Below are 25,927 nucleotides of genomic sequence, written 5' to 3'. Positions count from 1 at the left end.
TAAAGTCCTCATTTTATTGAGGACTTTATGCAAAATATAAAAATATTAGACACCAATGCTGGCATCGTATTGATCTTTTAAACACGCAGCATTAATGACGGAAATGGCGCATACCAGTAAAGACCATTGCAATACCATGTTCATCTGCAGCAGCGATTGTTTCTTCATCACGCATAGAACCGCCTGGCTGAATAATGCATTTGATACCTGCCGCAGCAGCATTATCGATGCCATCACGGAAAGGGAAGAATGCATCCGATGCCATAACAGCACCTTCAACCACTAAACCTGCATGTTCTGCTTTAATTGCAGCAATACGGGCTGAGTTGACGCGGCTCATTTGACCTGCGCCCACACCAATGGTTTGACGATCTTTTGCATAGACAATTGCATTTGATTTTACGTATTTGGCAACTTTCCAAGCAAAGATCAAATCATCAATTTCTTGTTCAGTTGGCGCACGTTTAGTGACGACTTTAAGATCATCTTTGCTCACCATGCCTAAGTCTTGTGCTTGAACCAATAAACCGCCATTGACGCGTTTATAGTCAAGTTGTGCAGCACGTTGATCAATTGCAGGAAGTTCACCACAAACCAATACACGAACGTTCTTTTTCGCTGCAGTCACTTCGAGTACACCATCAGCAATACTTGGTGCAATAATCACTTCAACAAATTGACGGTCAACAATCGCCTGTGCTGTCGCAACATCTAATTCGCGGTTAAAAGCAATAATGCCACCGAAAGCAGATTCAGGATCAGTTGCATACGCCAAATCATAGGCTGCTTGAATACCGTCTAAAGACACGGCAACACCACAAGGGTTGGCGTGTTTTACAATCACGCAAGCAGGCTTAACAAATGATTTTACACATTCAAGTGCCGCATCAGTATCCGCAATATTGTTATAAGACAGCTCTTTGCCTTGTAACTGCTGTGCTGTCGCAACAGATGCTTCTGTTGCTGCAGGGTCGACATAGAATGCAGCAGCTTGATGCGGGTTTTCGCCATAACGCAAATCTTGAGCTTTATTTAATTGCGTATTGAAGGTACGCGCAAACTGATCTGCTTCAGGTTCAGTTTTGCCAACACGTACGCCTAAATAAGTAGCAATCATGCCATCATATTGTGCTGTGTGTTCAAAGGCTTTTACGGCTAAATCAAAACGTGTTGCATGAGACAATGCTTGATTGCTTTGTAGTTCAGCAATAATGGCATCGTAGTCATTTGCATTCACGACAATACCAACTGAAGCATGGTTTTTTGCAGCAGCGCGGACCATGGTTGGGCCACCGATATCGATATTTTCAATCGCATCGCTCAGGCTACAGTTTGGTTTTGCAACAGTGGCAGCAAACGGGTAGAGGTTTACAACAACCAAATCGATCGCATCGATTGCATGTTCTTGCATTACCGCTTCATCTAAACCACGGCGGGCTAAAATTCCACCATGAATTTTTGGATGTAAGGTTTTTACGCGACCATCCATCATTTCAGGAAAGCCGGTATGTTCAGAAACTTCGACTACGGTGATGTTGTTTTCTTTGAGTAATTTATAAGTACCACCGGTAGAAAGAATTTCTACCCCTAAATTTGCAAGATTCTTAGCAAATTCAACAATACCTGTTTTGTCAGAAACAGAAATTAGAGCGCGTTTAATAGTCATGATTTTCAGTCAACAGTTTGGAGTCTACAGATTGGAAACAGATAGGCAAAAAAAATGCCCACAGGCGTGAGCATCTTAGCATTTATTCACTCATTAAACCGTGAGCTTTTAACTTTTTACGCAGCGTACCGCGATTAAGTCCGAGAATTTCTGCAGCGCGAGTTTGGTTACCACGCGTATATTCCAATACAACAGATAATAGAGGTTTCTCCATCTCTGCTAACACCATGTCATACACTTGTGAAGGCTGTTCACCTTGAAGCTGTGCAAAATAATGGCGAACTGCGCGATCTACGTGAATACGAAGAGCGACATCAGATTGAGCAGTAAAAATAGGAGACTTGCTATTCATGCGAATTAATCCGAAAAATCAAATATTACTTTGGTAAAGTAACATATAAATGTGTGTAAAAACCGAGCACTGTTTTAGTTCCTAAAACAGTTCACGCTAGAACAATTAGCTTGCCATAACTCATCGAACTGAACGAAATTTAAGCGTAACAAAAAATTAATATTTGTTACAGCGCTTATTTACACAAAAAAAATGCTACTTGCGCAATATTGGGATATAGAGCACAAAATTAGACAGTATTTGTTGTGGGATATTGCGAAAAGTTGACGAGGCATAGCTTTCGTGGCGCGTATCATACCATTGTCTAGGAAAAAATGAGCAAGAAAACTACATTTTTTTTAACTTTTTTCGCTTTTTTTTAATTCTAAGGGTGAATTAAGTAAATCTGATAGCGTTCAGCTGCATCATAGCGGTGTGGTAGTACCAATTTAAATGAATAAGGCTGCTCAGTTGGAATTCGGGTAATTCCATGTAGGCTTTCAATTAAATATTCTGAAGAGACAAAGGTCTGGCTCATTTTTTGGTTGTCTTTTATAAACACAACTTTAAGCAGTGGCAGTTTTAGACTATTCGGGTAGTGGCTGACGAGCTCACCTGTAAAAATAGTTTGGTTGTATAAGTCGGGCTTAATGCTGAGGTCTTTAATTATAATCTGTTGATAGCGTTGATCTATGTTTTCACAACGTAAAACAGCGCAGCTGCGATTAAATAAACTATTTAGTGCAGGATTACGTTCAATAATACTGGGGTTGAACCAGATGATTTGAAACAGCAACAGCAACAATAAGCAAAAATTAATCAGTCCCCATGCCAAATAATAGCGTAGTGGACGAGGTTGTTTTATTTTCTTGGTTCTCGCTTTTGGCTTTGAAGACAAGCTGAGTGTCGGAAAATAATCAACAGTTTGGTGGTCACGATAATTGATTTGATTTAAATAATGGCGCAGGTCTAAGTTGGAATGTTGAACCATGCGGGTAAAAATTTCTAAATCCTGTGGCGCAGAGCGCTGCATCGTTTGCGATGGGCGATTTAAAAAAGATTTTTTATGTTGTAGTGTATTTTGAATGTCATCATTTAAATTTGGATCTGAGTCACTCAGCAAATTTAATAAAGCATTAAAGTTATGATCGCACTTCTCGCAACAAACCATGCCCTGTGCCACAGTCAGCTGAGGAACAGTGACTTTATATATGCGATGGCAGCTTGGGCAGCGGGTTTGTTTATTCATACGAAAAGTAGATGTCCTCGGTTATAAACGCTTACCAGAGATACGGCACCAGTTTTCTTCACGTTTTTCAACGTCTAACACTTCAAAGAATTGCGAATAGACTTTGGAAACATCTTCCACTTGCTCTTCGATTACACCCGCTAAAGCAAACTCAGCTTGTGGCTTGATGAGCGTGGAGAAATCTTCTGCCAAAGCCATGAGTGGACCAGCTAAAATATTTGCAACCAGTACATCGGCTTGCTGGGCTGCAAAGGCAAGATTAAATGCTTCAGGTAAATCGACGAATAAGCCATCTAATACGCCATTCAGTTCGGCATTTTGACGGGTGGCTAAGACAGCTTGTGGGTCAATATCGGTGGCATACACTTTTTTCGCACCCAATAATAATGCAGCAACGCCTAAAATACCTGAACCACATCCATAATCGATGACGACTTTGTCTTTTAAGTCTGTTTTACCTAACCACTGTAGGCAAAGGAAAGTACTGGCATGATTACCCGTACCAAAGGCCAAGCCTGGATCAAGTTTGATATTTACTGCATCAGATTCAGGTGGTTCTAACCATTCAGGAACAATCCAGAATTTCTCACCAATTTGAATTGGCTCATAATAATCCATCCATGAGCGTTCCCAGACTTGATCTTCTAAGAATTCGCTGCGAATTGGCGTATTTGGCATTTGTGCTGTAATAAATGTTTCTAAGGCGGCAACATCAAGTTGCTCATCATCTTCTTGGGCGTAGATGCCAGTCACAATGACTTTATTCCAGAGCGGTGTTTCACCTGGTAACGGTTCAAGTAAATCCTGATTTTCGGCATCGTCCAATGTCACACTGACGGCGCCTAAAGAGCTGAGCAGGGTTTCTGTGAATTCAACCTGAGCTTGATCAACTGTAATATGAATTTGTAACCACTTCACAACTAAAATCCAATCTTATGACTATATCGCTATGCATTGTAACGGAATAAATTCCGTTACGTGCATAAATGTTAATAAGTTGCTTAGCCTTGCGCGGATGTTGGGGGCGTGAGCTCAGCGAGATTTTCATCACCTGCGCTAAAGCGGTTGATTAATGTCCCAAAGATCGCTGCGAATATATACATAAACATGGAATAGATGGCTGCCGGCATGGCAACGGCTGGAATCGCAATCACAGTCAAGGCTATGGTCATGGCTAAAGTGCTGTTATGTATCCCAATTTCAAAGGCGCAAGCCTTAGCTTGAAAAGCGGGAATTCCAAATAAACGTGGCACGAAATAGCCAATCGTTAAACTTACAATACAGAAGAGTAGCGTTGCAATACCGACCTGACCAATATAGGCCATCATGTTATGACGTTCTTTTAGGACTGCAGCAATAATAATCAGAATGAGAAAAACCACAGCAAAAATACGAACCGGTTTGTTAAGACGTTCTGCTACATTCTCTGCATAGCGGCGTACTAACATCCCGATGCCCACCGGAATTAGAATAATCAAAAATACCTGTAAAATTTTAGAGAACTGTAAGCCCACGTGTTGGCCATCTTGGATGAAATGTGCAATTGCGAAATTCACAATTAAGGGGAGGGTAAATGCAGCAATCACTGAATTCACCGCTGTTAAGGTAATATTTAAGGCAATATCACCTTTATAGAGATAACTGAATAAGTTGGCGGTTGGCCCACCTGGGGATGCCGCAAGTAACATTAATCCAACGGCTAACAATGGCGGAAGAGCCAGTAGCTTACAAATCAGGAAGGCAATACTGGTTAGCACGACCAGCTGACAGAGCAAAGCTAAAATAACTGCTTTGGGGTGTTGTGTGACACGTGCAAAATCTTTGGGGCGAAGCTCTAAGCCTAGCCCCGCCATAATAATAGCCAATGCAAGTGGTAAAAATATGGTAATGATCCCTGAATCCATGGTCGCTTCCTTATGTGTTTTTTATATGCAATTAAAAATGATCTCACTTGGTTTTCTTTTACAAGGCATCGATTAACTCTAAATACGAATGTCTGACGATTGCAGAAGAAATATCAGATAATTTAGATGTTTATAAAAGAAGTTTAGGTGAGATTATTATTGAATATAATTGAGTTATTGAAAGAAGCAAGAACTCAGTCGCTAAAGCACAAAAAAGCAGCCTGAGATGGCTGCTTTGATTTGTTTTTCTGGGAAGTAGTAAAGATCGCGCCAGATTAATGGGGGCGATGCAGTCAGACTAACGTGGTTGTGGTGGCGAGAAGCCCAATGCACATTGTCCTTTAATGTCGACCCCTTCGATGTTAATTGACTTTGATTTAGGATCTGATTTGCAAATTGAATTCAATTCTTTTTCATCGCCTTTCAGGACTGAACTTTTGGTTGCAAAGAACTGAGGTTGGCAAGTTCCATTCCAAAGTACCCCTTTGTAAGTAAAGCTCACAGCCGCACCTTCAGTCTTGCCTTTACAGACTTGTTGGTATTTCTGAGCATTGTAGATTTGATTCACATTGTCATTTGCTTGGGCAAAAGTACTTAATCCAAGGGTGAACAGTAAAGCAGGCAATATGATTCTTATATTCATGGTATATATTCCTATGTTTATGATGTAATTGCATAAACAGTCTAGAAATTCGTAAGCCATAAAACAGTGTCGATTAAGTAAATTTTGCTCAACTATTGTTGATTTTATATACAAAAAAGTAATATTTAATTACAGAGTAATAAAGTTCTGATTGTTTAGTGAGAGATTTTGTTTTGTTGCCGCTATGAATTTGGCTGAGGTTCTGCTCTACATCAATCTAAAGATTTGCTATAATTTTTCGTCTCTTCTTTTTGTCTCAGAATTATGCATTATCCTAAAGTTTATGATGTCATTGTTATCGGTGGCGGTCACGCAGGTACTGAAGCTGCATTAGCAGCAGCGCGCATGGGGCGACAGACATTGCTCTTGACGCATAACATTGAAACTTTGGGGCAGATGAGTTGTAACCCAGCAATTGGTGGAATCGGAAAATCTCATCTGGTCCGCGAAATTGATGCTTTAGGTGGTGCAATGGCATTGGCTGCCGATAAAAGTGGGATTCAATTTCGAATATTAAATTCACGTAAAGGTGCGGCAGTACGTGCAACACGTGCTCAGGCTGATCGTGTACGCTTTAAAGCTGCAATTCGTTATACGTTGGAAAATCAAAAAAACCTAGATATATTTCAACAGTCTGCAGATGACCTCATTGTAGAAGGTGATACCGTTAAGGGTGTTGTTACCCAAATGGGCATCCATTTTGACGCAAAAACAGTGGTTTTAACCACAGGTACTTTCCTTGGTGGAATTATCCACGTTGGTTTGGAGCAGTCGCGTGGTGGTCGTGCTGGTGATCCACCGTCAATTGCATTAGCAGATCGTTTAAGAGAATTAAATCTTCCGGTCGGTCGTTTGAAAACGGGTACACCACCTCGAATCGATGCACGCTCAGTAGATTTCTCAGTCATGACGCCACAGCCAGGTGATTTCCCATCTCCGACCATGTCGTTCTTGGGTGATGTGAGTATGCATCCCGAGCAAATCAACTGTTATATTACGCATACCAACGAGCAGACCCATGAAATTATTCGTGGTGGCTTAGACCGCTCACCCATGTATACCGGGGTGATCGAAGGCGTTGGTCCGCGTTATTGCCCATCAATTGAAGATAAAATTCATCGTTTTTCAGATAAAAATTCACATCAAATCTTTTTAGAGCCAGAGGGTTTAGATACACACGAACTTTATCCGAATGGTATTTCGACTTCATTGCCTTTTGATGTGCAGTTCGAGTTGGTGCGTTCAATCCGCGGTATGGAAAATGCACACATTTTAAGACCGGGCTATGCGATTGAATATGATTATTTCAATCCACAAGCACTGAAATTTACCTTGGAAACCAAAGCGATTCAAAACCTTTACTTTGCTGGTCAAATTAATGGCACCACAGGTTATGAAGAAGCCGGTGCGCAAGGGGTCTTGGCTGGTTTGAACGCCGCCCGTCGTGCATGGGATCAAGAACAATGGACACCAAAACGAGATGAAGCCTATATGGGCGTGTTGGTTGATGACTTGATTACGCTAGGGACCAAAGAACCCTATCGGATGTTTACCTCACGTGCAGAATATCGTTTGATGTTGCGTGAAGACAATGCAGATCAACGTTTGACTGCGATTGGTCGTGAACTTGGTTTGGTTGATGACCAGCGTTGGGCGGCTTATAGCGAAAAAATGGAAGCGGTTGAGCGAGAGACAGCACGTTTACAACATCTATGGGCGGCACCAAACAACCCAATGGGTAAAAAGTTTGTAGAAATGACGGGTGCTGACTTAAGTAAAGAATGTAGTGCAATTGATTTACTCAAACGTCCGAATGTTCATTTTACAGAAATTGCAGCGCTAACAGGTTCTGAAGTTTCCGCACAAGTGGGCGAGCAAATTGAGATTTCGGTGAAATATGAAGGTTATATTCATCGTCAGCATGAAGATGTTGCACAGTTAAAACGTCTAGAGGAAACTAAAATTCCGACAGACTTTGATTATGACAACATTTCAGGCTTGTCACGTGAAATTACCCAGAAATTAAAAGCGGTTTATCCAGAAACCTTGGCACAAGCGGGGCGTATTCCTGGTGTGACACCGGCTGCAGTCCAAGTGATTATGGTCATGATTCGTAAGCAACATGCCGCCAAGAAAAGTGCTTAGCTTCCTCTTTTATGGTTGCTAACCAAAAGAGAGTTAATATAGAAAAAGCCCTAAACTATTTAGGGCTTTTTCTTGGGATACGCAGCACCATGAGGATATTTTAAAGCTCATTTATGTCTTGATCATCTGTGTCGGGATATGGCTGCGATCACGCGATTAATTTAATGGGCAAGGTTCTTAAACATATGTTTTAAGTTTTCCATCATTTTCTCAATTTGTAATGGGGTTAGGCCATCAAAAGATTGTTCTAATACCACTGACATTAGATCATAGATTTTTTGGGTCATTGCAATGCCTGCTTCTGTGAGAAAAACACGGGTAATACGCGCATCATTTTCACAAGAATATGTATCAACAAAACCTTCTTCTTTTAGCCGATAAACGATTTTAGTTGTGGTTGACATCTTAGAAACAATTAACTCGGAAAGCTCTGAAACACTTGCATGTGGTTTGGCTTTAAGGGTTACCAATAGACGTCTTCTAGAGTTATCTACGCCGTATTTTTTCAGTACATGATCAACATTTAACACATATTGTGCATGGACTTGAGTAATCCAATAATAGGGGAAATTCTCAATATTGAAATCTTCCGCCGAAGGTAAAAATTTCGCAAATTTCTTGGTCATCGAGTCGTGCCTGTTTTTTTAATTATCATTGAAACTTGATAATATTGTAAATTAAATAGATAAATCAAGCGCTCATTAAAATGAGTAAAAAACAAGGGAAATTTATCGTAAATTTTCTTTGCCGTCAAATGAAGCTAGGTTGTTGAGTCGCGACAATATGTAACTTTTTTTGATGCAGTAATCGGCTTTTCCTGCATGCATAAATCGACTATTTTTCGTTGTGCTGAATAGGTCTTGTGCTGAGGTGTTATGCATTTTGATCGGGATTAACTTAAGCATTCATCTGGCTAAATAACATAACTGTTTTGTTTGATGCTATTGGGTTGCTATGCGTTGAATTTGATATTGATTAAAAGCGCATTCGTGATCGATTTTCACCGCTTAATGATTCATATCTATTATGCGCTGTGCACTTTTGCTGCATATAAGTGAATTGTGATTGGTTATCTTATTTCCAGTTGAGATGGTGATTAAAGCGGGTAGAGGAATGGTTTTTTTTGATTGGCTAGGTTTATAAAATAGGCTTTCTGTGGAAATAGCTGGGCTAATATTTAGGTGAATAAAATGATTGTTCAGGGGGACTGGGGGGGCAACTTTTACTGTATTTTCAAATTTTATTAAAAAATAAAGACACGTAGGGACCGTTTAAAAAAATGTGGTAAAACATGTATTTATTTTATTGTTTTAGAATGTAACTATTACATAATATATTTATTGAAAAATGTAATAAAATATTTCTAAAGTTTGCTTATTCTCCTGATGTAGTTTGATCTGTTTGAAAAGCACACGATATGCAGGCGGACTATTGCCTAAATTGACTTATTTGAAATAGCCCGCAGCCTGTTTATCTGCTCGATTTACTCATAAAGTTAAGCAATACACCGCCTGTAATTAATACTAAGCTCAGAATTCTGGTCATTGAGATGTCCTGTATAGGCATATGGAATAAGCCAAATTTATCGATCATCATTGAGCTAAACAGTTGACCTAAAATCACACAAGCAATAAAGGTATTAACTCCAAGTTTCGGCGATAAAATTAGTGCAGAACTAATAAATATGACACCCATTATGCCACCAATCCAAGACCATGCAGGGGCGCGCTCCAAGTATTGAGGCTCGGAAGCTGTGCTTTGTTAAGTAATAAAATTGGTAGTATGACTGCAAGACTAACCACTAAAGAAACGAATGTGCTTAGAAATGGGTTTGCCAATGCTTTTGCCAAATAACTATTGGTCGCAGATTGAATCGGAACGACAAATCCTGAGAGTAAGGCAAAGAAAATCAAAATATAACCTTTCATAATGATCGTGCTCTAATAGTATTGTTATGATTTTCCGCTATTCATATTTATAATAGAAATTCTAGTTTTGATAATTTGCTATTCGTATAATGAATGAATTAAGACGGTTAGACCTCAACTTGTTGTTGAGTTTGGATGCCTTACTGAGCGATCCACATTTAACCCGTGCTGCTGAGCGCTTGAATAAGAGTCAGCCAGCTTTAAGTCATGATTTAGCCAAACTTAGAATTGTTTTTAACGACCAGTTGTTGTTAAGAGAAGGCCGTGGATTGTGTTTAAGTCCAAAAGCGACACAAATGAAAATGGCTGTAAAAAATATACTTGAGAATATTCAGCAGCTTATTTTAGATCAAGAGTTTAAACCAGAGGCATCTCAACGTCGTTTTCGATTGGCAATGTCGGATTATGGCAGTAGCGTGATATTGACCAAGTTATTGCCAATTATTCGTCAATATGCACCACATATTAAAATTGAGGTTGTACAGCTGAGTAGGCGCATGATGATGGAACAGGTCATTGAAGGGCAGTTGGATTTAGCCTTTGGGGTGTTTAATCAGGCACGACCTAAATATATACAGCAAAAAATTCTATTCAAAGAGCGGTTTATCAGTGTGATGGATCGTCAGTTTTTAGGAGAAGCAGCAACTTTAGATCTGGATACTTGGTTGAATTATCCGCATATTTTGGTTGCAGTACAGACTTTTGCTGCAGATGAAATCGATCGAGTACTGGCCGAAATAGGAAGGCAGCGCAATATACACTTGATATTGCCACATTGGAGTGTGGCCGCTGAGGTCTTATTGGGGACTGATTTGATTTTAACGGTAGCCGAAAAAACCATTCAGACTGGCAGATTTCCAAAGCAATTGACATGCTTCACTCCACCACTTTCAATTCCTCAATTTGATTTCAGTATGATTTGGCATCGAAATAAAGATTCTGATCCAGCATTACAATGGTTGCTTGGCGTAATTCAGACGCTGATGCAAAGTGAAAGTCGGATGGATGATTGTTAAATAGAGCCTTTCAAGCTGATGTCCTTGAAAGGCTAAGCTATTTTCTGCGGCATGGTCTGTTTAGGCTTGGCTCAGGATCTCCTGTGTAATCAGTGGCCAAATCTGGTTATGCGATTTTTTAAACATCAGCATATGCCCAATCTGTGCAAAGCCTAGTTGATTTGGTTTAAGCTCATGCATTTGAGTGTTTGCATTTGGATATAGACTAAGCAGGTCTTTGACATTAGCTTCAGTTGCAATTTGATCGTCCGAGCTCCAATATACGGTGATTGGACATTGAATCTCATGATGAAAATCTTCGAAAATGGTTTTTCCAATGGCATTGGTTACATAACCAGGTTGACCACAAAATTGGGCCCATTGTTTGGCGACTTGTTTGGGTAAGTTTTCACCCATACCGATAAATTTAGTCGCACCATAGCCTTTAAGTAAACTGGAAATAGGAAAAATAACGTTAAACATCACAGGGCCGAGGAATTTGGTGCGACCTTTTAAGCCTTTTAAATAACCCGTTGAACAAGAGACACCAATGACACGCGCAACTTTTTTATGATTGGGGGCAATACCCAATAATTGCCCGCCAGCGCTATGCCCAATCAGAATAACTTTTTCAGCTTGAGTTTTGTTTAATAGCGTTTCGATCGCGGCTGGAATATCGAGTTGGCCCCAGTCTTGAATGCTGGCCGTACTATTTTTGAGTGCACCATGCAGTGATTCGCCAATACCACGAAAATCGAAGCTCAATACATTAAAGCCTTGATCGGTTAACCATTCGGCAAAGGCATTATAAAATACTTTGGTAATACCTGTGGCAGGGCAAATGAGGATTGGGTGGGATTGCGTTTGAGCAGACTGTGCTAGTGGATTGGCTGAATAATACTGGCCACTCAGCTGGTAACCATCTTTACAGGTGATATTAATCGGTTCGAACTTTTTCATAATTCTTGCTTAATTAAGGTACTGCCAGTACTTTACCTAAGTTCCAAAAAGAAACTCATGTATTCTATGACTGAAAAGTCATACACCAGGCAAAAATGCCGAAGTATAAATTAAGGAAGATTCAGTTATGTTGTTTGTAGATGCAATACCTTTTTCGGTTAAGCTTGCTATTGCCTTTAGTGGGGTTTATTTGTGGGTTGGCATGCTGACCGGGGTGTGGAAGTATGCGCAAATTCGTACTTCGGTATCTGGTCGAGCGCATTACTATGTCGATATTGCACATCGCAGTAGTTTGTTATATGCACCTGCTACTTTGATTTTGGCTGTGCTGGCCTATTTTTCAGCCTGGTCTGAGCGCGTTAATTTAATCTTTATTCTTATTAATGTGTTGTTTTTTAGCTTTGCAATCTTGAGCTATGTGTTGCATGGTTGTCTTAAAGACACCAATAACCAATTTAAGCAGCCAAATCAATTGGGTAAATGGCACTTACCGAGTTGGATATTAACCTCGGCAATGTTGTTATTGATTGTGGGCGAATTACTTGCGACAGCGGGATTGTTACTTGGCACGATCTACAGTTTTATGTATTGATGTGGAATCTACTGCACTTGGAATTTCAATCCAAGAAAACAGAAATGAAAACACAATGAGGGAGAACTCAATTTTATTTTTAAATTAAATGGACTTGAATGCAAAGTATGAGATTGTAAAAAGTGAAAATAAAGTTTAAATATAAGAGTTGCTTGGTTTATTATTTTTCTATTATGGTGGTGGTTTTTAACTAAGATGGATGACATGGTCATCCACCTTCTAATCTAGAAATTCACAGTGTTGTTTTCGATAGCGGCTATCAATGACTGCCCATAGGAAAAATGCGACAGATACAATTAAAGCATAAGCGAAATATTCGAGTTTCAAGTCACCTTGTATAAGACCATGCAGCATGAGCGTTAGCATCAGTGCAAAAGTGGTACTCATATAAGTAACTAAATTTTTATTTGCCTTCAAAGAATTAATGAAGACTTGCTTGTCGAAATGTAGTGAAAACATCTCCATACCTCCTGTCATTCGCGACAAAACACTATTGTTATGGTCTTTGAAGTATCCATTTGTACCTCTTCTACTAGAGGAATGCAAGCGCATTAACATTCTAATGTTAAATATTTATGACAATATTGAAATATATGATGCAAAAGTACATTTATTTTAAAAATATGATTATTCTTTATTTTTAAGGTTAGATGTTGTCGTGATAAGGCTTTGAGCTGGGGTTGATGTAAGCAATAAAAGTGTATTTGGGTAAAATACGCTAATATTGTTACGCATAAATTCTATTTGGATAAAAAAGAATTTAAATTTCTCAATTCAAAGCTTAGTTCGATTTTTCACAATTTGTGAACTTATCGAGGGTAATGCAGATACAAAATATGATGACGGTGGGTAACAGCCAAGCCAAATTTTGTTGGCTGAGTGGAAGATTATTTAGAAACTGTGGCAAGATCGAATTAAACTGCGTGACTTTTATTCCCTCAATAATCCCGAATATAAATGCAACGCCAGTGACGGGTGCAAAGATAGAGTGCGGTCGCTTGAAATACTTGGCCAAAAAGCTCAGTAAAATCACAACGATTGCAGGGGGGTAAATTGCAGAAAGTACCGGCTCAGAGACGGCAATCAATTTAGTCAAACCTAAGTTTGAAATCAGTAAGGAAAAAATAACAAATACAAAGACTAAAACTTTATAGGGAATGCCGGTGAGGCCAGAGAAATATTCTGCACATGCACAGGTCAAACCAATTGCGGTGACAATACATGCCAAGAAAATCATAATCGCTAAAAAGATTGAACCACTCGCACCAAAGGCATGTTCTACATAAGCATGTAAAATCACAGCACCATTTTGTGCATTGGCTGCAATTTCATGGCTGCCTGAACCTAATTTAAAGAGACTGAGATAAACGAGTGTTAGGCCGATACCTGAAATAATACTGGCAATCAGTGCATATTTAATAATCAACTTTTGGTTGGTTACGCCACGAGAATGAATCGCATGGATAATGACAATACCAAAAACCAGTGCGCCCAAAGTATCCATGGTCAAATAGCCACTAACGAAACCTTCAGAAATCGGTGAACTTTGATATTTACCAATCGCAGGTGAGATATCCATTGCAGGAATCATAAAGGCTGCAATACCAAGAATGGCAAGTGCAATAATTTTTAGTGGCGCTAAGACACTCCCAATACTGTCCAGTAATTTATTGGGGTAGAGAGAGACGACAGTCACTACAGCAAAATAAATGATGCTGTAAATTAAAATACTGTAGTGCTCATTGCTGAAATAGGAGGCCGCCATTTGCGAGAAACCGATTTCATAAGAAACGGTGGCTGTGCGCGGGATAGCAAATAAGGGTCCCACAGATAAATAGCAGACGACAGTTAGAATTAAACTGGCAACTTTACCAAGTGGTGCGCTTAAAATGGCGATTGAACCTTCAGTTCTAGACAACGCAATAATGGTGAGTACGGGTAAACCAACAGCGGTGATGAGAAAACCGAATGCGGCATACCAAACCTGATCACCGGCTTGTTGCGCAACAATAGGTGGGAAGATAATATTGCCAGCCCCAATGAAGAGGGCAAAGGTCATAAAACCCAGTGCAATAATATCTCTTAAACGAAGAGTAGTCATACAACAGTGTGAATATTACAAAAGCGTCGATTTTAGTTGAATTACGCATAGATTGGTATTTTATTTTATCAATCATATTCCGATTTTTTATATAAAAGCCTTGTATCCCAAGAATTCTACTGTAAATGGTTAAATAGCATGCATTGCTAAAAAAGAATGGCCATCCCATGGTTGATGGTAATCTTAAAAATTGCCGATTTAAATCCAAAACAATGAAGGAAGGTGATGTAATACAAGTGTATTTTGCTTCTTATTTTCAAAGGAGTATGATGAAGGATTGAAATATATGACTTTCATATTACTTTTTGCGAAATAAGATTAAGGGGAATTTAATGCGTGCTACTCGCGTGACAATAAAAACAGAAGATGATATTAAAAAATTGCGTATTTCAGGGCGATTGGCTGCACAAGTGCTTGAAATGATCGGTCCTTATGTGAAAGCTGGAGTAAGTACTGAATATTTAGATGATATTTGCAATGACTATATTGTGAATACCTTAAAGGTGATTCCAGCCAATGTTGGCTATCATGGCTTTACCAAAACCACCTGCATTTCTCCAAACCAAGTGGTTTGTCATGGTATTCCTTCGAAAGACAGTATTTTACAAGATGGCGATATTTTGAATATTGATGTTGCCATTATTAAAGACGGTTATTTTGGGGATACCAGTCGCATGTATTATGTGGGCGCTGCTAGTGCAGAAGCCACTAAACTCGTTGAAACCACCTATGCTGCAATGCGTGCTGGGATCCATGCCGTAAAACCTGGTGCGACATTGGGTGATATTGGTTTTGCCATTCAAAGTGTTGCGCAAGCAGAAGGTTATAGTATTGTTCGAGAATACTGTGGTCATGGTATTGGCAAGGTTTATCATGAGCAACCCGATATTTTGCATTATGGACAGTGCGGTACCGGCTTAGTCTTAAAAACGGGCATGGTATTCACCATTGAGCCAATGGTGAATTTAGGTAAGGCTGGCGTGAAAGAGCTGAAAGATGGTTGGACTGTAGTTACCCGCGATGGTTCTTTATCTGCTCAATGGGAACACATGGTTGCAGTCACAGAAACTGGATTTGAGTTACTCTCACCATGGCCTGAAGGTACAGGGCATTATCCAGCAATCTAAGTGATCTTGTGTAGATTTAATTAAAAACTCGTTCAATAAAGCAGTGTTGGCCATCTTGCCACACTGCTTTATTTTTTGGCTTTAAATTTGAAAATAAATGAAACCACACAGCCGAACAATAAACCCCAAAATGCAGAACCAATACCAAAGAATTGTACCCCAGAAGCACTGAATAAAAATGTCATTAAGGCCGCTTCACGTTCTTGCAGATCATGAAAGGCGATCGCAATGTTATGACCAATGGTGCCAAATAAGGCGATACCGGCCAAAGCCACAATAAACAGCGTTGGAAAAGAGAGCAATAAACTGGTGAGGGTTGCTGCAAACAAGCCCATGATGATGTAAAACAACCCACAACTCATTCCTGCGATATAGCGTTTGCTCGGGTCTGGGTGGACTTGATCATCTAAGCTTACGGCAGCACTAATTGCTGCAATATTGATACTAAAGCCACCGAAAGGGGCCAATAGCGTTTGCGCAAAGCCAGTCCAACCAATCAATTGGTTGACATGCGGTTGATAACCATAGCTTTTAATCATGGCAATCCCTGGGAGATACTGCGATGCCATGTTGATGACAAACAGTGGCAGGGCTAAACCAAACAAGGCAGACCAACTAAAAGCTGGGGTCGTCCAGATTGGTGTGGTCAAGCCCCATTGAATGTGAAGCGGTTGAATTTCTAAGAAAAATGGGCTGAGCATGAAGCTGCCAATCACAGTAATAACGATGCTATAACGTGGCCAAAGGCGTTTTGACAAAATATAGATGGCGAGTAGTGAAAGGATAAAAGCCCAGCTATTTTGTAGGCTGGCAAATAAGCCAATCCCAAACTTTAATAAAACGCCTGCCAACATTGCACTGGTGAGACTTTGCGGAATATAGGAAAGAACCCGTTGAAAAACACCTAAAAAGCCGAGTATTGCGGTGAGTAGGCCGCAAATCAAAAATGCACCGATGGCTTGTTCAAGACTGTAGCCACTGGCACTGGCGATGATCAGCGCCAAACCCGCAGTTGACCAAGAGGTTGCCACTGGATATTTAAATTTCCAGGACAGTAATAGACCGCAGAGTCCGATGCCAATACCCAATGCCCAAAACCATGAGCTGATTTGCGCTGTATTTGCTCCCAGGTTTTGTGCAGCTTGAATCACTAAAATTGATGAAACACTAATGCCAATTAAAAAAGTGATAAAGCCTGCGAATACGGCTGGCACTGAAAAATCTTGGGATAATTTACGGATCATGAACGGCTTATATTGAACAACGCTAAAATTTAACGCTGATCATACCGATTTGATGGGAGTGCGAAAAGCATTGATCGGAAAATAGAATAATCTGATTTCTTTTATGCGATTCGCAAAAATGTATTGAATAGAGCGTTAGGTCAAGGTCGAAGTTGCGAGTTTGATGCCGAAGCCACAAAACATTAGGCCAACACCAGTCACACAGACGGCAGCAACTTTATAATGCCTGTTAAAGTATTGCGCGAGTTTGATGCCTGAGAAAATCAGTAAGGTGAGATAACTCATACTAACGATTTGCAGCATAACCGATAGAAGTGCAAAACTTATGGCTGGATAAGGGTAGTTCGGGTCGACAAATTGGATGAAAAAAGACAAGAAAAATAAAATGGCTTTGGGATTGAGCAAACTAATGGTGAGCGCAGTTCGATAAGGATGAAATTGTTTACTGCTCACTGGTGCTGCGGTGGCTCTGTTTTTACTGCTGCTGCGCCAAGTTTTAACCCCTGCGATCCCTAAGCGTATCCCTAAATAAGATAAATAACTGGCACCTACGACTTTTAATAAGACAAAAAGCCAAGGAAATGCATGTAATAACGACGCAGCTCCTAAAACCGTCAACAAGATTAAGATCAGATCACCGGTAAAAACACCGAGCGCAGCGGTATATCCAGTTTTGACACCAAAGCGTGATGCAACTGACATGACATAAATTGAATTCGGGCCAGGAAGGATAACAATAAAAATTGTCCCAATGATATAACTGAGAAGATCAGTGATGCCAAACACGTTGTACTCGCAAAGGTTGTCGAATTAAAAAGTCGAGACACCCTTAATAGAATGCTCGACTTCATAGAAGAACGTTCGATGTCTTTATAACAAACGACTGTTCCCCAAAGGGCTTAAATTATGCCTTAATTTCTGCATCAATGCCAAAAGATTGACGTAACAGCGTACTTAACTGTTCGCGTGCCTTAATAAAGCCATCGATCCCGCCTTGCAACAGTTGAAATGCCATCAAATCTGCTTCGAGTTGTTGCTTAAATTGGGCTTTATCGAGTTTGAAATCGGCCTCAACGGCAGTGCTGGCTTGGCTTAGGAGTTGATGGCTCACTTGGCGATGATCTTGTGCGAGTTCTGCCAGTAATGCGGGAGAAACCGTGAGTAAATCACAGCCTGCCAGTCCAAGTACTTGATCAATACTGCGGAAGCTGGCGCCCATAATTTCAGTTTTAATCTGGTTGTGCTTGTACAGTTGATAAATTTGTTTAACCGACAATACACCCGGATCTTTTTCAATCGGGTAGTGATCGACTTGTTCAGCTTTTTTATACCAATCTAAGATACGACCAACAAACGGTGAAATGAGTGTGACTTGAGCATCGGCGCAGGCTTTGGCTTGTGCTAAGCCAAACAAAAGGGTGAGGTTACAGTGAATCCCTTCGGCTTCAAGTTGTTTTGCGGCTTGAATGCCTTCCCACGTGGCTGCAATTTTAATTAAAATACGACTTTGATCAATGCCATAACTTGAATAAAGCGCCAGTAATTGTTTGGCTTTGGCAACGGTTGCATCGGTGTCATAAGACAGGGCAGCATCGACTTCTGTCGAGACACGACCTTGAATCGATTTTAAAATTTCCACGCCCAGTTTGACCGTCAAAATATCAATGCTACGCTCGATGAGTTCATCGCTTTGATAGTCTTCATTTCTTGCTTGGGTGTAGGCATCTTCAATCAGCTCACGATTTTCAGGCTGTGTTGCAGCAGCAGTGATCAAAGATGGGTTAGTGGTCGCATCAAGTGGACGAAATTGTTGTATGGCTTTTAAGTCGCCAGTGTCAGCAACAATTGTTGTGATGGCTTGTAATTGGTCAAATGCAGATTGAGTCATTGCTGTGAAATTCTAAATTAAAAATATTTGTGCTGTATTTATAACACAGGCAAAGCCATGCTTTGTCGAAATAAGCTGGGAAATAATGTGATTTATTTGCTTCTACTGGCGCGGATGTGTGCAATCAAATAGCGTGCAGCCGCCCCCAATTGACTTTCACGTCGCCAAACCAAGTCGACGTAGTATTCAAATTTTGGGGTAAAGTCTGCCAGGTCTAGATACTTCAGTTGTTTTTTTAAGTTCGGATTTTCATTAAACATTTCGAGTGGAAGAATCCCCCATCCCAAACCTTGAGTAATTAATGCGCAAGCAGAATAGTGATTATCTGTACGCCAATACTTTTTTGAATAGAGCAGTTCTGGTTTGATTGCGCGGTCACGGCTTGCCACTACGATTTGTCGGCTTTGTAATAATTGTTCAAAACTGACACTGGAATGTAATGCGAGGTTAAAGGTTTTTGCGGCGACAGCAACCAAGGTTTCTCGCTTTAACTCAACGAATTGTTCACTACTGGCCAGTTGTTCGCGTTCAAACATAATGGCCAATTGCGCTGCGCCATCGTGCAGCAGTTGTACCGCATCTTCTTGGGGGGCCGAAAAAATATTGACTTGAAGTTCTGGAAACTGATGTTCTAACAAGGCGATATAGCCAGTCCAATGGGTGTGTGAGAGCTCAGAGACCACCACAATGTTGAGTGACGACTCAAGCCCGGCACTGAGCGCAAAGGCATGTTGCTTCCATTGATTGATTTCAACCAAGAGCTGATCTGTTTTTTCATATAAGGTCATTGCTTGGGGGGTGGGTCTTGGCTCGCGACCCACCCGTTCAAATAAATTGAGTTGTAAATCAATTTCTAAATTGGCGATCGACATACTCACGGCAGAAGGAACCTTGCCTAACTTACGCGCGGCTGCAGAAAATGAACCGGTCTCAATCACGGTCTTGAAAATGTTGAGTTGTTCTTGATTAATATTCATCTATCAAACTTTATGAAAGGTTCTAACTCGAATTATCAATATAATACATTAGAATGGCGATCTAATTATGTAATAGAGTATTTAAAATGTTGATTTCCAAAAGAAGGATCGTTCATGCGTTGAGCTATGAGATTATCCTTCTGGTCATCATTGCAATCGCGTTAAGTTTTATCTTTGAAGTACCATTAGAGGTGACCGGTGGTTTAGGTGTGGCGATGGCGGTTACCTCGGTCATCTGGAATATGATTTTTAATCATTATTTTGAAAAATTAGAAAAAAAGCGAAAGTTTAAGCGTAGCTTTGGAGTGCGAATACTGCATGCAATCGGCTTTGAGGGTGGATTGATGCTGGTAACGATTCCGATGGTGGCTTATGCAATGAACATGAGTTTGTGGGAAGCAATTTTACTTGATTTAAGTTTGACTACTTGTATTTTGGTTTATACCTTTATTTTCCAATGGTGCTTTGATGTGATTGAAGCTCGTTATTTTTCTAACGATACCAAATCAAGCTTGAGCGGCACAGCCTAAATCTGCGTGATGAGCGACTCAGTGATTCTGAGTCGGGACACACAGGCAATAAAAAACAGCACCCATGTGCTGTTTTTTATTGCGCTTTAAAAAATTATTTTTCAATAATGGCCGTTACACCTTGGCCACCAGCAGCACAGATCGAGATAAGAACACGACCAGAACCTTTTTGATTGAGCAGTTTTGCTGCGGTTGCTAAAATACGACCGCCAGTTGCTGCAAAGGGGTGACCCGCTGCAAGTGAAGAACCTTTTACGTTTAATTTACTACGGTCAATTGAACCAAGAGGTGCTGCTAAGCCTAAACGCTCTTTACAGAATTTAGGATCTTCCCAAGCTTTTAGGGTTGAAAGCACTTGTGATGCAAAGGCTTCATGAATTTCATAGTAGTCGAAATCTTGCAGGGTCAAGTCAGCACGTGCCAACATACGCGGTACGGCATAAGCAGGAGCCATTAACAAACCTTCTCTTTTGCCAATAAAGTCAACAGCAGCAGATTCAGAGAAGCTGAGGTAAGCAAGCACTTCATGGCCATTGGCTTTTGCCCACTCTTCAGAGGCGAGTAACACAACAGAGGCACCATCGGTGAGTGGCGTAGAGTTACCAGCAGTCATGGTTGCTGCTTCGCCTTTACCAAATACCGGTTTCAATTTAGCCAGTTTTTCAACAGAAGAGTCTGGGCGTAAATTGGTGTCTTTTTCGACGCCCATAAATGGCGTGATCAAATCAGCAAAGAAGCCGTCATCATAGGCTTTTGCCATTTTATGGTGAGAAGCTGCGGCTAACTCATCTTGCGCTTCACGAGAAATACCCCATTCAAGTGCGGTGATTGCTTGATGATCACCCATTGACATGCCCGTACGTGGCTCACCATTTTTAGGTGCTTCGAGTAAATCTCTAAAGTTAATTTTGGTTAGCGCTTTTAAACGGCCTTTTGCTGTTTTGGCGATATTGAGTTCGAGCAGTGCTTTTCTTAAGCCATCACCAATCGAGATTGGTGCATCGGAGGTAGTATCGACACCACCTGCAATACCGACTTCAATTTGACCCAAGGCAATTTTATTGGCAACAGCAAAAGCCGCTTGTAAGCCGGTACCACAGGCTTGCTGCATATCATAAGCAGGAGTTTCAGGAGCGAGGAGGGTGCTGAGTACACATTCACGAGTCATGTTGAAATCACGACTATGCTTTAAAACAGCACCAGCAACGACTTCACCTAAACGTTGACCTTCTAAATGATAACGTTGTACAAGGCCATTTAATGCTGCAGTGAGCATATCTGAGTTTGATACTTCAAAATAGGCACCATTCGAACGTGCAAATGGAATACGGTTACCACCAATGATCGCAACGCGACGGACTGTATTGTTACTCATATTTTTTTCCTGTGGAACAGAGATTGGTGTAAGTTCAGTTTTAGCCTCAGCGGCAGTCTTTTTGTTGGCTGCTACTTTGGGTTGAGGGCTTGCTTTTCTACTGCTACGACCAGTTGACTTTGATGTATTTGACACCGAAGGAGTCGTCGTATTTTCGACGACTGAATTGTCTTGAGTTGTTTTGCTCATAAGGCTTTTCCAAGCATATCAAACACTTTCTTGATGGCTACATTAGCACAATTGTTGTTGGCCCGTATTGACTATAATGACTTCTGAGTATGTATTCAGGTCAAGACATCATTGGGCCAAGTCAAGTATGATCTTAGCGAAACAAATGAATCGATTTAGATAAAACGATCTGACATCAAGTACAGCCGCAGGAATACGAGACTGACGACAGCCAATGATACAATGCAGCGATTGGCGTTTTAAGCTTAAACTGTCGCGATAACCCCCTGAAGATTCATCCAAAATTAATTTATTGAGAGATTAAAACATGAGTGACCAATACCAAGCCTTTGCAAAATCTCCAATTGGTAAATTTGTCATTAAAAATTTAGGCCTACCATCTCCAACTCACTTAGATCGCTTTCAGTCTGCGACACCTGTCATTCAGGGTGCAGTGCTATTGGGGGCAGCGCCATCAAGCAGCTTAACTGCAGAAATCACCCAAGTATTGGCCAATATTCACGCCAATAGTTATAGCGGCAATAACCCAGAGTTACAGCAAATCGCGGCAAAAAGCGGTTTAAATGTCGGGGCTTATAATGAAGGTGATAAAGAGTCAAAATTTAAAGCAGTGGTATTTGATGCTTCAGGCATTCAAAGCTCAGAACAACTGCATGCGCTTTATGCCTTTTTCAATCCAATTGCACGTCAAATTCAACGTTCTGGTCGCGTGATTGTGGTGGGTATCGATCCAGATGCCGCAACAACCGTACAACAGGCGATTGCGCAACGAGCACTTGAAGGCTTTGTTAAATCTGTTGGTAAAGAGCTTAAAAAGGGCATTACAGCACAATTACTGTATGTACAACCTGGTGCTGAAGCCAATATTGAGTCAAGCCTACGTTTCTTATTGTCACCACGTTCAGCCTATGTATCTGGTCAAGTGCTTCGTGTGAGCAAAGCAGAAGTGCTCGATATTGATTGGGTCAAACCGCTAGCTGGTAAAACAGCGGTGGTGACTGGTGCCAGTCGTGGCATTGGTGAAGCGATTGCGCATGTGTTGGCACGTGATGGTGCACATGTGATTTGCTTGGATGTACCACAGCAACAAGCCGATTTAGATCGAGTTGCTGGTGAAATTTCTGGATCAACCTTGGCGATTGATATTACTGCAGCAGATGCGGGTGAGAAAATCAAAACAGCTGCAGCGGCTTTGGGTGGGGTTGATATTATTGTGCACAATGCCGGGATTACCCGTGACAAAACTTTGGCGAATATGAAGCCTGAGCTATGGGATCTGGTGATTAACATCAACCTGGCTGCGATTGAGCGCGTGAATCATTATCTACTGGGCAATGCAGGCTTAAACGCAAATGGCCGTATCGTCTGTGTTTCTTCAATCTCCGGAATTGCAGGAAACTTGGGCCAAACCAACTATGCAACCTCTAAGGCTGGCGTGATTGGTCTTGTGAGATACACAGCACCAACCTTAGATCAAGGGATTACCATTAATGCGGTTGCCCCTGGTTTTATTGAGACACAAATGACGGCGGCGATTCCATTTGCGATTCGCGAAGCGGGCCGCCGTATGAACTCAATGAGTCAAGGCGGGCTGCCAGTCGATGTGGCTGAAACCATTGCCTTATTTGCTTCTACCGCATCAACCGGTCTCAATGGCAACGTGGTGCGTGTGTGTGGTCAAAGCTTACTTGGCGCTTAAGCCTTGGTGTTAAAAGGGATGCCTTGGCATCCCTTTTTTATCTGGATCGCTTGGATCCGCAGTGCATCGAAATAAAAATACAGGAAATGTTAAATGAATACACGCCATTTTAGTCAACTTCCCAAAGCTTATTTTGCTTATCCTAAAGTGATTCAAGGGCTTATATTTAAAAAAATTAAAGTAGCACCAATTTTACCGCAAGTTAAATATCAGGTTGATGGGTTCAAAGTGGATCAAAACCATTTAAAAGCCTATAACCAAGTCTGCGGTTTTAAAAATAATGGCTATATTCCTGCTATTTATTTGGCTGTACTCTCGCAAAGTTTACAAATGCATATGATGACACAAGAAGCATTTCCGTTTGCAGTGTTGGGTTTAGTGCATATTCGCAATCAAATTAAACAGTTCCGCAAAGTCGGTAGCAATGAGCAACTGACGTTGTCATGTGAGTTTGGTGAATTACAGCCACATGATAAAGGGGTGCAGTTTGATTTTATTACGCTTGCTAAAGTAGGCGATGATGTGGTGATGCAAGGGGTGACGACGTATTTATCACGCCAAAAAACCGAGCTTTCTGTAAAGGCGGCAAATGCGGTTAAAACAGATCAAGCGACAGAACAAAATCCTACGGATTACCAGTTACAGGGTGTCTGGGACATTGCCGAAAATATTGGTCGTCGTTACGCCAAGGTTTCAGGAGACTTTAACCTTATTCATATTCATGCTTTGACTGCCAAAGCTTTTGGTTTTAAACAGGCCATTGCACATGGTATGTGGAGCAAAGCACACGCACTTGCCAGTCTCAATTTAAGCGATGCTTATGAAGCGGATGTTTGGTTTAAACTCCCTTTATATTTACCATCTCAAGTTGAGTTTTTAAGCGTAGAGCAAAAACAAGAGACTGATTTTCTCATTCGGAATCAGAAAAATCAAAAACCACATGTGGCGGGGCGTATTAAAGCAATATAAGATAAGCCGCTTAAGTCTGGATGACTTTGGCATGATGGATTAAGCGGCTTTATATAGTGACAGCTGTGCCATGAACCCGCCCGAAATAACAATGAAGGTAAAGGACATGAGTGGTTTAACGGATATTATTTTTGCAGACAAACAACAATATAGCGGTTTTGTAGATCCCAATTTTATTGATCTTGCACAGCAATTTAGTCGACTACAAGCCGCGCGTAACGGACAGGGTGGTGCGGCTTTAGCAGTTTATTTTCAAGGTCAGTTGGTGGTTGATATCTTTACAGGGAAAAAATCACAGACGGAGGCTTGGGCTGAAGATACGCTCTCGATTTGTTATTCCACTGGCAAGGGGGTACTGGCAACGCTGGCGCATATCTTGGTCAGTCAGGGCTTTTTAAACTATGACACGCCTGTGATGCAATATTGGCCTGAATTTGCTCAAAATGGCAAAGAAAACGTGACCTTGCGACATATTCTAAGTCATCAGAGTGGACTTTTTGATATTCGCCATTTAATTACGACCGCTGCGGAAATGGCAGATTGGCCGCATATGTTGCAGCGTATTGAGCAGGCGCGTCCTCGTTTTGTGCCTGGTCAGGATATGGCTTATCAAGCCTTAACCTTTGGTTGGCTGGTGGGTGGGCTGTTGGAAAAAGCCACGCAACGACCACTCAAAGATTTAATGCAAGCATATTTAGTCGATACCCTTGCGCTGGATGGGGCATTTTTTGGTGTACCTCGTACAGCGCTTGAACGCGTAGCAAAGCCCATTCGGAAAACAGTGCCGACAACAGCCGCTGGGGCGCAGCCTGAGGCAGCTACAGCGCAAGCACGTAAAAAACACAAAGCCACGATTCCAGAGAAACTGCTTGAACTTTCTGGGCAAAATCCGCAAGACTTCCTCGATGCGATGATTCCAAAGGGCATGCGTGACTTTAGCTTTTTTAGTGATGTCGGATTGCAGGCGATGATTCCGGCAGTCAATGGGGCATTCACGGCACGCAGTCTAGCCAAAGTCTATGCCATGCTTGCCAATCAAGGTCGGTGGCAAGATCAACAACTGATCCGTCCAGAAGTATTCGCAGAACTGAGCCAAATTCAAAGTTATAAACGTGATCGGATCATGCCCATTCCAATGAAATGGCGTTTGGGCTATCACCGTGTTATTACACTTGGTAAACGCGTCAAGCATGGTTTTGGGCATTTGGGTTATAACGGATCGGGTGCGTGGTGCGATCCTCAACGAGGTTTGAGTATTGCTTATACCCATAATTTTGCAGATGCGTCGATTACTGGGGATTATCGACTTTGGGGATTGAGCCAAGAAGCCTTGCGTTGTAGTGATGCAATTTTAACAGGGCATAAGGGCTGGTTTTGAGAGCGATTGCTTAGCTTTTGAGCATTAACATGATTTT

The 25,927-nt window shown here is 41.2% G+C and carries 23 protein-coding genes and 1 pseudogene; 8 read left to right on the top strand and 16 right to left on the bottom strand.

Features of this window, described 5'->3' with window-relative positions; genetic code table 11:
- Positions 1–91: 91 nt before the first annotated feature.
- From purH to FD716_RS10365, 6 genes are all read right to left on the bottom strand, one after another.
- The gene (gene purH / locus FD716_RS10390; RefSeq protein WP_139852282.1) at positions 92–1,666 is read right to left on the bottom strand and encodes a bifunctional phosphoribosylaminoimidazolecarboxamide formyltransferase/IMP cyclohydrolase; all 1,575 of its coding nucleotides are present in this window, start codon (positions 1,664–1,666) and stop codon (positions 92–94) included.
- Between the two features lie 82 nt (positions 1,667–1,748).
- Entirely contained in the window at positions 1,749–2,018 is a 270-nt protein-coding gene (fis, locus tag FD716_RS10385) for a DNA-binding transcriptional regulator Fis (protein WP_001086304.1), read from the bottom strand.
- A gap of 364 nt (positions 2,019–2,382) precedes the next feature.
- A complete protein-coding gene (locus FD716_RS10380) occupies positions 2,383–3,246 on the bottom strand; it encodes a DUF3426 domain-containing protein (protein ID WP_139853663.1) in 864 nt (287 codons plus the stop codon).
- A gap of 21 nt (positions 3,247–3,267) precedes the next feature.
- Positions 3,268–4,164, bottom strand: coding sequence for a 50S ribosomal protein L11 methyltransferase (gene prmA / locus FD716_RS10375; RefSeq protein ID WP_139852281.1), 897 nt, complete (start codon positions 4,162–4,164; stop codon positions 3,268–3,270).
- A gap of 83 nt (positions 4,165–4,247) precedes the next feature.
- Positions 4,248–5,150, bottom strand: coding sequence for a bile acid:sodium symporter family protein (locus FD716_RS10370; protein WP_139852280.1), 903 nt, complete (start codon positions 5,148–5,150; stop codon positions 4,248–4,250).
- A gap of 298 nt (positions 5,151–5,448) precedes the next feature.
- Positions 5,449–5,793, bottom strand: coding sequence for a hypothetical protein (locus tag FD716_RS10365; RefSeq protein WP_139852279.1), 345 nt, complete (start codon positions 5,791–5,793; stop codon positions 5,449–5,451).
- A gap of 264 nt (positions 5,794–6,057) precedes the next feature.
- On the opposite strand from FD716_RS10365, the gene mnmG reads away from it, so the two are divergent.
- Complete coding sequence (gene mnmG / locus FD716_RS10360; RefSeq protein WP_139852278.1) at positions 6,058–7,938, top strand: tRNA uridine-5-carboxymethylaminomethyl(34) synthesis enzyme MnmG; 1,881 nt, start codon at positions 6,058–6,060, stop codon at positions 7,936–7,938.
- Positions 7,939–8,099: 161 nt separating this feature from the next.
- Here the strand turns inward: mnmG and FD716_RS10355 are convergent, their stop codons facing one another.
- Together FD716_RS10355 and FD716_RS19425 are read right to left on the bottom strand one after the other, a co-directional pair.
- Positions 8,100–8,564 carry a MarR family winged helix-turn-helix transcriptional regulator gene (locus FD716_RS10355; RefSeq protein WP_139852277.1) on the bottom strand — a complete coding sequence of 155 codons (465 nt, stop codon included), beginning with the start codon at positions 8,562–8,564 and terminating at the stop codon, positions 8,100–8,102.
- Between the two features lie 844 nt (positions 8,565–9,408).
- Positions 9,409–9,866: pseudogene (locus FD716_RS19425) on the bottom strand (DMT family transporter).
- A gap of 89 nt (positions 9,867–9,955) precedes the next feature.
- On the opposite strand from FD716_RS19425, the gene FD716_RS10340 reads away from it, so the two are divergent.
- The gene (locus FD716_RS10340; protein WP_139852274.1) at positions 9,956–10,882 is read left to right on the top strand and encodes a LysR substrate-binding domain-containing protein; all 927 of its coding nucleotides are present in this window, start codon (positions 9,956–9,958) and stop codon (positions 10,880–10,882) included.
- A gap of 60 nt (positions 10,883–10,942) precedes the next feature.
- Here FD716_RS10340 and FD716_RS10335 read toward each other — a convergent pair whose 3' ends face one another.
- The gene (locus FD716_RS10335; protein WP_139852273.1) at positions 10,943–11,821 is read right to left on the bottom strand and encodes an alpha/beta hydrolase family protein; all 879 of its coding nucleotides are present in this window, start codon (positions 11,819–11,821) and stop codon (positions 10,943–10,945) included.
- A 127-nt stretch (positions 11,822–11,948) separates the two neighbouring features.
- Between FD716_RS10335 and FD716_RS10330 the strand changes: the two genes are divergently transcribed.
- Positions 11,949–12,413 carry a hypothetical protein gene (locus FD716_RS10330; RefSeq protein WP_139852272.1) on the top strand — a complete coding sequence of 155 codons (465 nt, stop codon included), beginning with the start codon at positions 11,949–11,951 and terminating at the stop codon, positions 12,411–12,413.
- Positions 12,414–12,632: 219 nt separating this feature from the next.
- Here the strand turns inward: FD716_RS10330 and FD716_RS10325 are convergent, their stop codons facing one another.
- Together FD716_RS10325 and brnQ are read right to left on the bottom strand one after the other, a co-directional pair.
- Positions 12,633–12,872, bottom strand: a complete 240-nt coding sequence (locus tag FD716_RS10325) for a hypothetical protein (RefSeq protein ID WP_139852271.1) — start codon at positions 12,870–12,872, stop codon at positions 12,633–12,635.
- Between the two features lie 322 nt (positions 12,873–13,194).
- Positions 13,195–14,514 (bottom strand): branched-chain amino acid transport system II carrier protein, encoded by a 1,320-nt coding sequence (gene brnQ / locus FD716_RS10320; protein ID WP_139852270.1) that lies wholly within the window; start codon positions 14,512–14,514, stop codon positions 13,195–13,197.
- A gap of 332 nt (positions 14,515–14,846) precedes the next feature.
- Here brnQ and map point away from each other — a divergent pair, with 332 nt between their 5' ends.
- Entirely contained in the window at positions 14,847–15,641 is a 795-nt protein-coding gene (gene map, locus FD716_RS10315) for a type I methionyl aminopeptidase (RefSeq protein WP_139852269.1), read from the top strand.
- A gap of 68 nt (positions 15,642–15,709) precedes the next feature.
- On the opposite strand, the gene FD716_RS10310 is transcribed toward map, so the two are convergent.
- From FD716_RS10310 to aceR, 4 genes are all read right to left on the bottom strand, one after another.
- Positions 15,710–16,882, bottom strand: a complete 1,173-nt coding sequence (locus tag FD716_RS10310) for a benzoate/H(+) symporter BenE family transporter (RefSeq protein WP_139853662.1) — start codon at positions 16,880–16,882, stop codon at positions 15,710–15,712.
- Positions 16,883–17,020: 138 nt separating this feature from the next.
- On the bottom strand, positions 17,021–17,671 hold the full coding sequence (gene leuE, locus FD716_RS10305) for a leucine efflux protein LeuE (protein ID WP_139852268.1): 651 nt from the start codon (positions 17,669–17,671) through the stop codon (positions 17,021–17,023).
- A 118-nt stretch (positions 17,672–17,789) separates the two neighbouring features.
- Positions 17,790–18,773: a transaldolase gene (gene tal / locus FD716_RS10300; RefSeq protein ID WP_139852267.1), complete on the bottom strand. Its 984-nt coding sequence runs from the start codon at positions 18,771–18,773 to the stop codon at positions 17,790–17,792.
- 92 nt (positions 18,774–18,865) lie between these two features.
- Positions 18,866–19,750 (bottom strand): HTH-type transcriptional regulator AceR, encoded by an 885-nt coding sequence (aceR, locus tag FD716_RS10295; protein WP_139852266.1) that lies wholly within the window; start codon positions 19,748–19,750, stop codon positions 18,866–18,868.
- An 86-nt stretch (positions 19,751–19,836) separates the two neighbouring features.
- Between aceR and aceI the strand changes: the two genes are divergently transcribed.
- A complete protein-coding gene (aceI, locus tag FD716_RS10290; protein ID WP_139852265.1) occupies positions 19,837–20,280 on the top strand; it encodes a chlorhexidine efflux PACE transporter AceI in 444 nt (147 codons plus the stop codon).
- A gap of 94 nt (positions 20,281–20,374) precedes the next feature.
- Here aceI and FD716_RS10285 read toward each other — a convergent pair whose 3' ends face one another.
- Positions 20,375–21,844 carry an acetyl-CoA C-acetyltransferase gene (locus tag FD716_RS10285; protein WP_139852264.1) on the bottom strand — a complete coding sequence of 490 codons (1,470 nt, stop codon included), beginning with the start codon at positions 21,842–21,844 and terminating at the stop codon, positions 20,375–20,377.
- Between the two features lie 307 nt (positions 21,845–22,151).
- Between FD716_RS10285 and FD716_RS10280 the strand changes: the two genes are divergently transcribed.
- The 3 genes from FD716_RS10280 (at position 22,152) to FD716_RS10270 (ending at position 25,890) form a co-directional block, all read left to right on the top strand.
- Positions 22,152–23,543, top strand: a complete 1,392-nt coding sequence (locus FD716_RS10280) for a 3-oxoacyl-ACP reductase (protein ID WP_139852263.1) — start codon at positions 22,152–22,154, stop codon at positions 23,541–23,543.
- 93 nt (positions 23,544–23,636) lie between these two features.
- On the top strand, positions 23,637–24,512 hold the full coding sequence (locus tag FD716_RS10275) for a MaoC/PaaZ C-terminal domain-containing protein (RefSeq protein WP_139852262.1): 876 nt from the start codon (positions 23,637–23,639) through the stop codon (positions 24,510–24,512).
- 70 nt (positions 24,513–24,582) lie between these two features.
- The gene (locus tag FD716_RS10270; RefSeq protein ID WP_407641885.1) at positions 24,583–25,890 is read left to right on the top strand and encodes a serine hydrolase domain-containing protein; all 1,308 of its coding nucleotides are present in this window, start codon (positions 24,583–24,585) and stop codon (positions 25,888–25,890) included.
- Positions 25,891–25,927 lie beyond the last annotated feature (37 nt).

Source organism: Acinetobacter pullicarnis (assembly GCF_006352475.1).
GTDB lineage: Bacteria > Pseudomonadota > Gammaproteobacteria > Pseudomonadales > Moraxellaceae > Acinetobacter > Acinetobacter pullicarnis.
Note: the sequence above shows the minus strand (reverse complement) of the source record. Positions and strands in the feature narration are given on the sequence as shown.